This window comes from Rhizobium sp. P44RR-XXIV, from assembly GCF_001999485.2.
Classification (GTDB): domain Bacteria; phylum Pseudomonadota; class Alphaproteobacteria; order Rhizobiales; family Rhizobiaceae; genus Rhizobium.
Genome location: NZ_MPVZ02000028.1, coordinates 1,255,889 through 1,269,118 on the forward strand (window position 1 = coordinate 1,255,889; position 13,230 = coordinate 1,269,118).

General features: G+C 58.9%; 9 protein-coding genes and 2 pseudogenes. 6 read left to right on the top strand and 5 right to left on the bottom strand.

From position 1 onward, the window contains the following. The first annotated feature begins 49 nt into the window (after positions 1–49). Entirely contained in the window at positions 50–217 is a 168-nt protein-coding gene (gene rpmG, locus BSK43_RS23355) for a 50S ribosomal protein L33 (protein ID WP_003547442.1), read from the top strand. Between the two features lie 815 nt (positions 218–1,032). Here the strand turns inward: rpmG and BSK43_RS23360 are convergent. Beyond that, positions 1,033–2,406 carry a PleD family two-component system response regulator gene (locus BSK43_RS23360; protein ID WP_077472780.1) on the bottom strand — a complete coding sequence of 458 codons (1,374 nt, stop codon included), beginning with the start codon at positions 2,404–2,406 and terminating at the stop codon, positions 1,033–1,035. Between the two features lie 15 nt (positions 2,407–2,421). Continuing rightward, entirely contained in the window at positions 2,422–2,793 is a 372-nt protein-coding gene (locus BSK43_RS23365) for a response regulator (RefSeq protein WP_028754034.1), read from the bottom strand. A gap of 131 nt (positions 2,794–2,924) precedes the next feature. Between BSK43_RS23365 and BSK43_RS23370 the strand changes: the two genes are divergently transcribed. Then, positions 2,925–3,233, top strand: a complete 309-nt coding sequence (locus BSK43_RS23370) for a DUF3572 domain-containing protein (protein WP_077472781.1) — start codon at positions 2,925–2,927, stop codon at positions 3,231–3,233. A gap of 2 nt (positions 3,234–3,235) precedes the next feature. Continuing rightward, on the top strand, positions 3,236–3,883 hold the full coding sequence (locus BSK43_RS23375) for a hypothetical protein (protein ID WP_077472782.1): 648 nt from the start codon (positions 3,236–3,238) through the stop codon (positions 3,881–3,883). A gap of 16 nt (positions 3,884–3,899) precedes the next feature. Here the strand turns inward: BSK43_RS23375 and BSK43_RS23380 are convergent, their stop codons facing one another. Next, complete coding sequence (locus BSK43_RS23380; protein WP_077472783.1) at positions 3,900–4,478, bottom strand: GNAT family N-acetyltransferase; 579 nt, start codon at positions 4,476–4,478, stop codon at positions 3,900–3,902. Positions 4,479–4,559: 81 nt separating this feature from the next. On the opposite strand from BSK43_RS23380, the gene BSK43_RS23385 reads away from it, so the two are divergent. Continuing rightward, entirely contained in the window at positions 4,560–5,849 is a 1,290-nt protein-coding gene (locus tag BSK43_RS23385) for a DNA polymerase IV (protein WP_077472784.1), read from the top strand. 190 nt (positions 5,850–6,039) lie between these two features. Then, the gene (locus tag BSK43_RS23390; protein WP_068385943.1) at positions 6,040–7,077 is read left to right on the top strand and encodes a GH25 family lysozyme; all 1,038 of its coding nucleotides are present in this window, start codon (positions 6,040–6,042) and stop codon (positions 7,075–7,077) included. A 268-nt stretch (positions 7,078–7,345) separates the two neighbouring features. Here BSK43_RS23390 and BSK43_RS23395 read toward each other — a convergent pair. Then, a protein-coding gene (locus BSK43_RS23395) for an IS630 family transposase (protein ID WP_281406631.1) occupies positions 7,346–8,303 on the bottom strand; the annotation gives its coding sequence in 2 pieces (ribosomal slippage) (positions 7,346–7,951 and positions 7,953–8,303; 957 coding nt in all). Positions 8,304–8,393: 90 nt separating this feature from the next. Here BSK43_RS23395 and BSK43_RS23400 point away from each other — a divergent pair. Next, a pseudogene (locus tag BSK43_RS23400) lies at positions 8,394–9,596 on the top strand (L,D-transpeptidase family protein); the annotation flags it as partial. A gap of 50 nt (positions 9,597–9,646) precedes the next feature. Here BSK43_RS23400 and dnaE read toward each other — a convergent pair. Next, positions 9,647–13,143 (bottom strand): annotated as a pseudogene (gene dnaE, locus BSK43_RS23405) (DNA polymerase III subunit alpha). Between the last annotated feature and the right edge of the window lie 87 nt (positions 13,144–13,230).

Below are 13,230 nucleotides of genomic sequence, written 5' to 3' on the forward strand. Positions count from 1 at the left end.
ACCGCACTGGCCGTCCACGGCGTTCATTTTTATTAAAGGCAGGACGACTATGGCCAAGGCTACCACAATCAAGATCAAGCTGCTGTCGACGGCCGACACTGGTTTTTTCTACGTCACGACGAAGAACAGCCGTACGATGACGGACAAGATGACGAAGACGAAGTACGACCCGGTTGCTAAGAAGCATGTCGAGTTCAAGGAAACGAAGATCAAGTAAGTTTCCTAAACTTCAGGTTACAAAAGGCGCAGCCTCCGGGCTTGCGCCTTTTTTCGTTTTCAGGGCTTCGCACCCGTAAAATCCGATCGGGTTTTACCGCTCCAGATGACCTGAAAAAGGACTGCCAGCGCGTCCAAAAAGAAAAACGCCGCCTTCGAAAATCGAAGAGCGGCGTTCTGAATTCGGGGGCCGGCTAGCCTGCAAAACGGCACGAGGAACCGTTGTAATTTGCCTGCCAGCCGACCGACCCCACGACCCAGGAGATGCGGCGGACCTGAGCATCATGGGGTATCTGGAAACCCTTATGGGCTGTCTCTGTACGGGACTAAATTCGCGCGAAATCAAAAGAAAATCAACAAATTCTTAATGATGAAAAATACCCGTCTGCTGGGATGGTTAAAATTCACGTCACCACTGACAGAAATCTCCCGTAGAATTAACAAATCAAAATTGAATATTCTTCAAGAAAAAATCAACAACTCTCGTATTTATGACAAACTCTAAATACAGCCGACTAAGAATACCCAAGCACGATAATGCTTTTCAAATGATGTCTAGTCTCCTTTCTGCGTCTTCCGAGGAAAATAGGCAGGAAATCATAACTATATAACAACCGAACTGACTTCGTCACAAAACGCGCAGAAAATGCAGGTTCTCTTTCAATTCCGAAATAAAAATACGACGCTCAACGTCCAGCAAGATCTGTGCTCCAGCGGACCTCATCAGAAGATTAAAAATAATTAATCTTCACTCAACACCCCGGCAAGTCCCCCAATATTCATGGGAAAACCAACCCTATTATGGCCGATTTTCAGTCAGGCGGCCGAAGCGACAACCCTGTTGCGCCCGGCCCTTTTCGCTTCATAAAGAGCAAGATCGGCCTGCTTCATCAACTGTTCCGGTGTCTCGATTGTCTCCAAACGGCACGAGATGCCGAAGGAGGCCGTGATGTTAAGCGTGGCACCGGCATCCCGCAGCTTGACTGGCATATTTTCTACCGCAGCGCGCAGACGCTCTGCGACGGCGGCGGCAATGTCCGCGGTCGTATCCGGCATGACGACAACGAATTCCTCGCCGCCATAACGGCAGGCCAGATCGGCACCGCGCACCGTCGAGCGGATACGGGAAGCGAACTCCTTGAGCACTTCGTCGCCGGCATCGTGACCGTAGGTATCGTTGACTAGTTTGAAGCGATCGATATCGGCGATCAGAACGGAGAGCGGACGGGCCCGGGCCAACGACCGATCGAAAAGGATCTTCAGGTGATTGTCCAGGTACCGCCTGTTGTTCAGGCCGGTGAGTGCGTCGGTGACGGCAAGTTCGATGGTCTGCTGTACGCTGGCGCGGAGGCGATCATTATAGCGCTTCCGGCGTATCTGCGTCAGGCAGCGGGCCACCAGCTCGTTTGGATCGACAGGCCGAACGATATAATCATTGACGCCGAGATCGAGGGCACGGACGATCATGTCATCTGCCCCCTGCTCCGTCACCAATAGCACCGGCAGGAAGCGCGTACGCTCCAGCGAGCGAAGCTGCGAGCAGAGCCGCAGCGGATCGTAATCGTCGAAATTCGAATTGACGATGACCAGTTCGAACGGCCGTTCTGCAGCCTCGAACAAGGCCGCCTGCGGATCGGACATGGCGACGACTTCCGCGATCGGCTTGAGCGTGCGGATGATGCGTTCCTGCGAGTTGGCGCGGCCGTCAACCAGGAGCACTTGCCCGGTTTCTTCGGCGCGGCCATCGCCGGCACGCAGCAGATCATCGATGCCGAAATTGCGCGCCGTTTCGTTTCGCATGGACAATTCATCGCTCAACGTCTTCAGGCGCAGCAGGCTCTTGACGCGAGAAATGAGCTGCAGATCGTTGACCGGCTTGGTCAGGAAATCATCCGCGCCGGCCTTCAGGCCACGCACCCGGTCGGTCGGCTGATCGAGCGCGGTGACCATGACCACGGGAATATGAGCGGTACGGGGATCGGACTTCAGGCGCTCGCACACCTCGAATCCATCCATGCCGGGCATCATGATGTCGAGGAGGATAAGATCGACCTGGGCGCGCGCGCAGATGGCGAGCGCCTGCAAACCATCTTCGGCGGTCAGCACCTCAAAATATTCAGCCAGCAACCGCGCTTCCAGAAGCTTCACATTTGCCGGGATATCGTCGACTACCAGGATGCGGGCGGTCATTCGTTCTTCCTACGCTCAGGCGTCGCCCAGATAAGTTTTAATGGTCTCGATGAATTTCGGCACGGAAATCGGCTTCGAGACATAGGCTTCGCATCCGCCCTGGCGAATGCGCTCCTCATCGCCCTTCATGGCAAAGGCCGTGACTGCGATGACGGGAATGACATGCAGATCATCATCCTCCTTCAGCCATTTTGTCACCTCCAGCCCGGAAACTTCCGGAAGCTGGATGTCCATCAGAATGAGATCTGGGCGGTGTTTACGAGCAAGATCAAGCGCTTCCATACCGTTTCGGGTCTGGATCGTCGTATAACCGGACGCCTCGATCAGATCGCGAAAGAGCTTCATATTCAGCTCATTGTCTTCTACAATCATTACCTGTTTAGGCATGGAGAGATGTCCCTGCATCCGGTATTGCATCCATTCTCTCGAAATATAGGGTCGCGAGGAACCGATTCCACAAATACTTGAATCGCATACTACCGGGATTTGGTTGAAAAATAGGTAACTCACCCTTCAAAATGCAAAGTAACTTCAAGAACCCGAAGAAGAATGCGGCCGCGCCGCAAGAGACAGCCATTGCCGTACTCGGCTGGCTGGCGAACGAACCGGATATGTTCAGCCGCTTTCTGGCCCTAACCGGAGTTGAACCGGCGCAGGTGCGCAACGCCATCAACGAGCCCGCTTTTCTCGCGGGCATGCTGGACTTCCTGATGAACCACGAACCGACATTGCTGGCCTTTTGCGAAGCCAGCGGCATTCCGCCGGATGCCGTCGCCGCTGCATCGGCGTATTTCTCGCCGCCCGGCCTGGCCTCCGGAGAATATTGATCATGGATGCACCGCTCGAATTCGATACATCGCACATCCGCCTCCAGGATCGGCCGCTGATCGTCTGTGATGTCGACGATGTCGTCTTGCATTTCTTCGCACCTTTCCTGACCTTCCTCGACGGTGAAGGCCATGAGTTCCTGCCGCGATCCTTCCGGCTGACCGGCAACATCATCTCCAGGGCCAACGGAACGGCGCTGGAGGAAAAGGACGTCCACCGGCTGATAGAGGCCTTCTTCGAGGCGCAGGAGCAATGGCAGACGCCCCTTGATCTTGTCGTCGATACGCTTGGCGACTTTTCCAAGGATGCCGATATCGTTTTCCTGACGGCCATGCCGCCGCAATACTGGGCTCAGCGGCGCCGCCTTCTCGATCGGCTCGGCCTTGCCTATCCATTGCTTGCATCGCTGCAGCCGAAAGGGCCGATCGTCCGGTCGCTGCATGCAAGGCGCGCATTGCCGGTCGTTTTCGTCGACGACATGGCGCATAATCTGCATTCGGTTGGCGAACATGTTCCGGACTGCCTCCTGATCAATCTGAAGCCTGATTCTGTCGTCCACCGCATGGCGCCGGCAGCGCCGGCAGGCATTCCCGAAACGAGTGAATGGAGCCAGGCGGCGCCATTGCTCAGGGCTTACATCGGTGGCTGAAACCATCGACCCGATATCAAAGGACGAGGCGCATCAGGGGGCGCCCGTCCTTGCGTTTGGCGACCTCAGAAAATCCCGCCGCCTCGAATATGCGCTGCGAGCCGACATAGAGGCCCACGGATTTCGACTGCTTCGTGCGCTCGATCGGACAGCCCTCCAGCAGACGCGCACCTGAAGCCTTGGCGAAATTTATGGCCTCCGACAGCATGCGATGGCTGTATCCCTTGCCGCGATCACGCGAATTCATGAAGAAACAGCTCACCGCCCAGACCGAACTATCCTCGGCATCGGCCGGATCGAGCGGACGCGAGACCGTCTTCGGTGAATTCCATTGCGGCAGCTCCAGGCGGGGTCCGACCTGCACCCAGGCAACCGGGCGCTCATCGACATAGCCAAGAAGGCCGGGTGGCGGTCCCGCCGCGACGCGGTCCTGAATGAAGCGCTTCTTGGCGTCTCCGTCCATCGTCTTGCGCTGCGATGTCGGAATGCGGAAATGGGTGCACCAGCAGCCATAGCAGGCGCCGGTCGGCCCGAACAACACCTCGAAATCGTCCCAGCGATCCCACGTCAGAGGCTGCACGCGTAAATTTTCCACTCCATCACCTCCCTGTTTTCCCGCTTGAGACTCGCAAACTTAAAACATAAAGTGGCGATGTTCAATTTTTGTTCTCATTAGATGACCACTGCGCCCGACAAGATTTCCGGTTTCTGTCGCGATTGCTTGAGCGAGCAATCTGCCGTGCGTACGCGTTGCCGGGCCTGCGGCAGCCCTCGCCTCGTCTATCATCGCGAGCTCTATGGGCTGACGCTGGCGCATATCGATTGCGACGCCTTCTATGCCTCGATCGAAAAACGGGATAATCCGGAATTGGCCGACAAGCCGCTAATCGTTGGCGGCGGCAAGCGCGGCGTCGTCTCCACCGCCTGCTATATCGCCCGCATTCACGGCGTTCGCTCCGCGATGCCGATGTTCAAGGCCTTGGAAGCGTGTCCGCAGGCGGTGGTGATCCGTCCGAACATGGAGAAGTACGTGCGAGTCGGCCGGGAGATCCGCACCATGATGCAGGATCTGACGCCCTTGGTGCAGCCGCTTTCGATCGACGAGGCCTTTCTGGAACTCGACGGCACGCAGCGGCTTCATCATGATCCGCCGGCCCGTATCCTGGCGAAATTCGCGCGGCGCGTGGAGCAGGAGATCGGCATCACCATCTCCATCGGCCTCTCCTACTGCAAGTTCCTCGCCAAGGTCGCCTCTGACCTGCAGAAGCCCCGCGGCTTCTCCGTCATCGGCCGTGAGGAGGCCGTTTCGTTTCTGGAGCCCCGCCCGGTGACGACCATCTGGGGCGTCGGCAAGGCCTTCGCGGCGACGCTGGAAAGCGACGGCATTCGCACCATCGGCCAATTGCAGGGCATGGACGAAAGCGACCTCATGCGCCGCTACGGGGTCATCGGCCAACGGCTTTCCCGCCTGTCGCGCGGCATCGATGACCGCACGGTGCATCCGAACGAGGCCGCGAAAAGCGTGTCGGCCGAAACCACATTCTTCGAAGACATATCCCGCTACGATGACCTGGTGCCCATCCTTCGCGATCTGTCGGAGAAGGTTTCGCGCCGTCTGAAGCGCAGCGGCATCGCCGGCCAGACCGTCGTGCTGAAGCTGAAAACATCAGATTTCAAGAGCCGGACGCGCAACCGCCGCCTGGAAGACCCGACGCAGCTCGCCGACCGAATCTTCCGCACCGGCTTGCGCCTGCTCGAGCCGGAGACGGACGGTACGAAGTTCCGTCTCATCGGCATCGGTGTCACCGATCTTGGCGATGCCGGACGCGCCGATCCTCCCGATTTGATCGACCAGCAGGCTACACGCCGCGCCGCAGCCGAGGCGGCCATGGACAAGCTTCGAGAAAAATTCGGCAACAAGACCGTCGAGACCGGTTACACCTTCGGCGGAAAACGCGATAAATAACAATTGCTTGCCAAATAGTCACCAATCGGTGATATTGTGGGCCATGACAAATAATTGCCTCGCGTGTGCGATTCTTCGTCGCGAATAGCTCGGATTCAATCTTTCTTGGTAAATTTCTATTAGGACTCGATCTCTGTAACTTCCGGGCAGCTCTGTTGGGCTGTCGATTGTGTTTTGCGTACGGGTTCCTATGCGTCTATCGGCTGTATCGACCATCCTTCTTGCCTGCCTGACGATATCGGGCTGCGCCGCCAGAGGCGAGCGCGAAGCCGCGCAGTCAAGCGCGCCTTCCAAGGAAATGACCAGCTCCATAGCAAAGAGCGGCACCCCGGTGCCGACGGTCGAAATCGGAGAAACCGTCTCGCGCGTCGAGCGGCAGCAGGCGTTGGCGACCTCGCTGCCTGCCGATCCCCGACCAGAGGGATTCCTGCCATCCGACCAGGGTCGAGATGACGTTCCCATGCCGCTGCAACGGCCGCTCGCCATGCTTTCGCCGGCAAACCCGATGCCCCGCGCCATGCGGCAGCAGCCGATGCAGATCTATTCCCACCAGTTCCGCGATGCCAAGCCGATCAACTTCGGCACGACTTCGCCAAGGAAGCTGGCCGTGCATGGCGTCGACGTTTCCCGCTGGCAGGGTGACATCGACTGGAACACGCTGCGCACCCAGGGTGCCAATTTCGTTTACATCAAGGCGACCGATGGCGGCGATCATCTCGATCCGATGTTCAAGAAGAACTGGCGTGCTGCCCAGCAAGCCGGCCTGAAGCATGGTGCCTATCATTTCTTCTATTGGTGCCGGACCGCCGGCGAGCAAGCCGATTGGTTCATCCGCAACGTTCCACGGGAGGCTGGCGCCCTGCCGCCGGTGATCGACGTTGAATGGAACGGCGAATCCAGCTGCAAGCGGCGGCCGTCGCGCGAACAGGTTCTGGCGAAGATGCAGGTCTTCATGGACAAGCTGGAAAGACATTACGGCCAGCGCCCCATTGTCTACACCGCTCCGGATTTCTATCGCGACAACCTGCGCGGTGAATTGCTCAACTATCCCTTCTGGCTACGCTCCGTCGCCGCTCATCCTTCCAAGGTCTATCCGGGCCGGAACTGGCTATTCTGGCAATATTCCGGCTCCGGCGTCTCGCATGGCGTCGATGGCAGGATCGACCTCAATGCCTTCCATGGCAGCGCGGAAGAATGGCATAACTGGGTGGCGTCCAGCGTACGCTGATACCTCCATTTTCTATCGATAGGTTACCGCAAAAGCAGGGATCACCACCCTGCTTTTGCATTTCTGCAACTGCCTCTCGCATCCAGAAGGATTGATTTTCGACGTGCTGATAGAAGCATTCACTTTCGGCAAGTCTTCCTTAAACTTCGAAGTCTAACCTTCGCCGCTACGAGTATTGCGTTTTGGTTGTGTCCATGAAGCCGTTTTTCCTGCTAGGGCTTGGGCTGCTTTCAGCTACCGCCCTTTCCCATCCTAGAGCGTCGTACGATTAACATGGCGCATATCCTGCTGCGTTGAAGAAGTTCCAGCATTCGGTTCGATTGAAGAGGTTACAGATTGAGCCGAGGACCTTTGTGAGGGTGTCGAAGGTTCTGGCGGCTGCGGTCCTGAGATGCGCTTTGATCTTGGAGAATGCCATTTCGATGGGATTGAGGTCTGGGCTGTAGGGCGGCAGGAAGAGGAACCATGCGCCATGATCCCGCAAGATCTCTGTGGCTCTTTTGCTTTTGTGGACGGCCAGGTTGTCAAGGATGACGACATCGCCGCGTGACAGTGTGGGGACGAGCTGGGTCTCGATATAGGTGTCGAAAGCAGCGCGGTTCATGGGGCGGTTTATGATCCATGGCGCGGTCAGTCCGAAGCATCGAAGCCCGGCGATGAAGGTCTGCGTTCCCCAATGTCCGAACGGCGCATCCATGCGCAACCGCTCGCCGCGCGGGCAGCGTCCACGCAGCCGAACCATCTTGGTATTCACGGATGTTTCGTCAATAAAGACAAGACGATGCGGTTCCAGCCGCATGCGTGGCTGACGCTTTGCGATCCAGGTGTCACGATCGTGGCGCACCGTCGCGCGTGCGCGTTCCGACGCCATAAGGGCTTTTTTTATATGTGAACCCTTCCGCCACCAGCACCCGTGACAGCGACGAAGGTGGAACACGAACACCGTGCGCCTCATCGAGCCTGTCGGCCAGTTCCGGCATGGTGATATCGGGTCTGGCTTCGACCTGCGCAATCAGGAACGACCGATAGGCCGCAAGCTTGCCGCTGCCGGACGGACGGCCCTGACGCGGAGGCGATACCGCTCCTGTCGTCCGGCGGCGCTGCATGAGGCGGATTGCCGTGCTGTCGCCGATGGCGAAACGACGCGCGGCCGCGCGGCAGGAATGCCCTGCCTCAACCATTGCCACAACGCGTTCGCGGATATCAAGTGAATGCGATTTGCCCATGAAACACCTCCGCTTGGAAGGGAATCATGAAATTCACCAAAATCAAACACCCAACGATTCACGTTTTGTGAACGATGCTCTAGCCTTGCCGCATCGGATGCCCGTACCCTGCAGATCGTGGTGTCGAAGGACAGGCAATCGCTTGCCGTCTATGATGGCGACCAGGTGGTGGCGACCTCGAAGGTTTCGACCGGCAAGCGTGGGCACACGACGCCGAGCGGCATCTTCTCAATCCTGGAGAAGAAGGTCTATCACGAGTCCAATCTCTATTCGGCCGCGCCCATGCCCTTCATGCAAAGGCTGACCTGGTCGGGCATCGCGCTGCATGAATCCAACTCGGTTCCGAATTATCCAGCGTCTCATGGCTGCGTGCGCATGCCCAAGGCATTTGCCAAGGCGCTTTACCAGATGACGGAGCGCGGCGTACACGTCGTCATCGCCGACCAGCCGCTGGTGCCTCAGCCCTTTCAGAACTCCATGCTGTTCCAACCGCAGGCGGCACCTCCCCCCGCTCTATTTTCCGGCATCGAATTGCGCCCGATGACGGCAAGCTTCCTGCCCCAGGCGCAACCGCTGCAGGTCGCGACGAACGATGTCACCTCGATCCCGATTCCGAAGGCGCAGGCGGTTGTTGAGCCACCCGCGGAGCAGGCGCCACTCAGCATTCTGATCACCCGACGGGGATTGCGCGAGAATGTCCGCGATCTCCAGGGCCTGTTGAACGGCATGGGCTTCATGGTCGGCACGCCGGACGGCATGCTCGGTCCGGCGACGGTGCAGGCAATCGAAGATTTCAAGAAGGCGCATGATATCAAGACGGTAGGCGGGCTTGTGAGCCCGGCCTTGATGAAGGCGGTCTATGCCGCCGCCGGCAAGGGCGAACCGCCGAACGGCGCGATCATGGTCCGCCAGAATTTCAAGCCGCTCTTCGAGGCGCCGGCTAATATCGCCGAGCCGGAGGAAGCGCTGGGCGTGCATTTCTTCACCGCCAATGCGATCGATCGCATCAGCGGCAAGGCTGACTGGTTCGGCATGACGCTGGAAGAAGACCTCAGCAAGCAGACCAAGAAACGGTTGGGGATTACCAGCGAGGCCCAGTCGCAATCGCTCGATGCAGCCGGACAGGCGCTCGGCCGTATCAGCATTCCCGACGAGGCACGCCATCGCATCGAGGATCTGCTGACGCAGGGTTCGTCGCTGACGATCTCCGACACGGGCATAGGACCGGAAACCGGCAACGAGACCGATTTCATCACCATCACCAATAACGGCGCGCTCGGCAAAAAAGGCTGAGCATCAGGTACTAAGGCGCGGCGAGCGATCCTGAAAGATCACGACGCGCTTTAGACCAGCTCGACATCGATAACGCCGGGCGCCGTGCGCAATGCGGCGGCAATCTCGGGCGTGATGCGGTATTTCTCCGGCAGCGCCACCTCGACCTCGCGCGAGCCCTCATCCTTGATCACGATGAAGGAGACGAGGCCATCTCCCTTGGTATTCAGATGGGCCGCTACCGCTTTCAGCGGCCCGGAATCGCGAACATAGACGCGCAGCGCCTTCTGCATCTGCAGCGACTTCTCCTCCAACGACTGTGCCGTCTGCAGGCGCAGGCTGATGCCTTCGGGTCGCTCATCCGCCTGCGCGGTGATGACGAAGGATTTTCCGACTTCGAGGACATCGCGGTACTGGTTGAGTGTTTCCGAAAAAAGCACCGTTTCGAACTGACCCGAGGCATCGGAGAACACGAAGATGCCCATCTTGTTGCCGGTGCGCGTCTTGCGTTCCTGCTTCGAGATGACCGTGCCGGCGAGGCGACCGTTGCCGGCCCCCTGCTTCACCGCAGCGGAAAAATCGGCAAAGTTCTGCACGCGCATCTTGTCGAGCACGGTCTTGTAGGTATCGAGCGGATGGGCCGTCAGATAGAAGCCGAGCACCTGGAACTCGCGCAGCAAGCGCTCCGAAGCTAGCCATGGCGTATAGGATGGAAAGGTGATTTTCTCCGGCCCGGACGCAGCACTTCCGAACATGTCGTGCTGACCGCTGCGCTTGTTTTCCTGCGCCACCTGGGCATAGCCCATGATCCGGTCCAGCCCGCCGATCAACTGTGCGCGGTCGATGTCGAAACAATCGAAGGCGCCGGCGGAAATCAGGCTTTCGAGAACACGGCGGTTGATCTGCTTCGGATCGATGCGCAGGCAGAAATCCTCGATGCCGGCAAAGGGTTGATCGCCGCGCACTTCGACAATGTGTTCCACCGCCGATTCGCCGACACCCTTGATGGCCGCCAGCGCATAATAGATGCGGTTTTCACCGGTCTCGAAATGGCGAAAGGACGTCTGGACCGATGGCGCGATGACCTCGATGCCCAGGCGCTTAGCATCCTGACGGAAGTCATTGACCTTTTCGGTGTTGGCCATATCGAGCGTCATCGACGCCGCCAGGAACTCCACCGGATAATGCGCCTTCATAAAGGCCGTCTGGTAGGAGACGATGGCGTACGCGGCGGCGTGCGACTTGTTGAAGCCGTAGTTGGCGAACTTGGCGAGCAGATCGAAAATGACGTCGGCCTGGCCCTTGGACACTTCGTTCTTGACGGCGCCATCGACGAAACGCTCGCGCTGCTGGTCCATCTCCGCCTTGATCTTCTTACCCATGGCGCGGCGCAGAAGGTCGGCTTCGCCGAGCGAATAGCCCGACAGAACCTGGGCGACCTGCATCACCTGCTCCTGGTAGACGATGACGCCCTGCGTCTCCTTTAAGAGATAGTCGATCTTCGGATGGATCGATTCGATCTCTTCCTCGCCATGCTTGCGGGCGTTGTAGACCGGGATATTCTCCATCGGACCGGGGCGATAGAGCGCCACCAGTGCGATGATGTCCTCGATGCAGTCCGGACGCATGCCGATGAGGGCCTTGCGCATGCCGGCACTTTCCACCTGGAACACGCCAACCGTCTCGCCGCGCGAGAGCATGTCGTAGGTCGGCTTGTCCTCAAGCGGGATGCTGGCGAGATCGATCGAAATACCGCGCTTGGCGACGAAATCGACTGCCGTCTTCAGCACTGTCAGCGTCTTCAGGCCGAGAAAGTCGAACTTCACCAGGCCGGCCTGCTCCACCCATTTCATGTTGAACTGGGTGACCGGCATGTCGGAGCGCGGATCGCGATACATCGGCACGAGCTTCGACAGCGGACGATCGCCGATGACGATACCGGCGGCATGCGTCGAGGCATGGCGGTAGAGGCCCTCGATCTTCTGGGCGATATCGAGCAGGCGCGCGACGACTGGCTCCTTGTCCGCCTCTTCCTGCAGACGCGGCTCTTCCTCAATCGCCTTGCTCAATGGCGTCGGATTGGCGGGGTTATTCGGCACCAGCTTGCAGATCTTGTCGACCTGGCCGTAAGGCATTTCCAGCACACGGCCGACATCGCGAAGCGCGGCGCGCGCCTGCAGCGAACCGAAGGTGATGATCTGCGCCACCTGCTCGCGGCCATACTTGGCCTGCACGTAACGGATCACCTCTTCGCGCCGATCCTGGCAGAAGTCGATGTCGAAGTCGGGCATGGATACGCGTGACGGGTTGAGGAAGCGCTCGAACAGCAAGGAGAAGCGCAGCGGATCGACGTCGGTGATCGTCAGCGCATAGGCGACCAGCGAGCCCGCACCGGAACCGCGGCCCGGCCCAACCGGAATATCATGCCGCTTGGCCCATTTGATGAAGTCGGCAACGATCAGGAAGTAACCGGGGAACTTCATGCCCTCGATAACGCTGAGCTCGAATTCCAGCCGCTCGCGATAATCCTTCTCCTCATAACCCGGCGCCATGCCGAGCGAGGCCAGACGCTGGTCGAGGCCTTCGACCGCCTGGGCGCGCAACTCTGCGGATTCGGCACGATCGGCCTCGTCCTCGTCGGCGGTGCACCCGTGAAGCGCGGCAGGATGGGTTTGCGCGTTTGCAGCACGAAGGAGCAGCGCCGGGCGATCTCGACGGTATTCTCCAGCGCCTCGGGCAAGTTAGCGAAGAGCTTGGCCATGTCGGCCCGGCTTTTCAGATAATGGTCCGGCGTCAGACGGAAGCGCGTATCGTCCGAGACGATGGCATTGTGGGCGACCGCCATCAGCGCATCATGGGCATCGTAGTCGTCGCGCGTCGGGAAGAATGCTTCGTTGGTGGCAACCAGCGGGAGCTCGTGCTCATAGGCAAGCGTCAGCATCTTGCGTTCATGACGGCGATCATAGGTGCCATGGCGCTGGAGCTCGACATAGAGCCTGTCGCCGAACAACCGCTTCAGTGTCAGAAGCCTCGATAACGCCTGTGGCGCATGGCCCTCTTTCAGAGCCATATCGACCGGGCCGCCCAGCGAACCGGTAAGCGCAATCATGCCCTCGGTGCCGATTTCCTCCAACCACGAAGTGGTAATGTGAACGGCCTGATTGCCTTCTCCGCCGAGGTAGGCGCGGCTGATGAGATCGACGAGGCGCTCATAGCCTTCTCCCGTCGCGGCGAGAAGGACGATGGACGGAAGCTTGGCAAGCGATTGCTGCGGCCCGCGCTTCTCGCCCTCGCCGCCATCTTCCATGTCGATCGAGACCTGGCAGCCGATGATCGGCTGCAACCCCTCGTCCATCGCCTTCTGAGCGAACTCGAGAGCGACGAAGAGATTGTTGGTATCGGTGATGGCGATCGCGGGCTGATTGTCGCCGGCGGCCTTGGCCAGTATCTTCTTGAGCGGCAACGCGCCCTCAAGCAGGGAATAGGCGGAATGGACCCGCAGGTGTACGAATTCCGCTGCCTCACCGACCGACGCCGCCGATGCGCCGCTGTCGCCAATATCCGCCATCTTGTACCCTTCCGCATGCCTAAATGAATCGGTGATATCTTCGGCATTGCGGACGACAAAGTCCAGAAGTTGCTCCCATCAAACCGG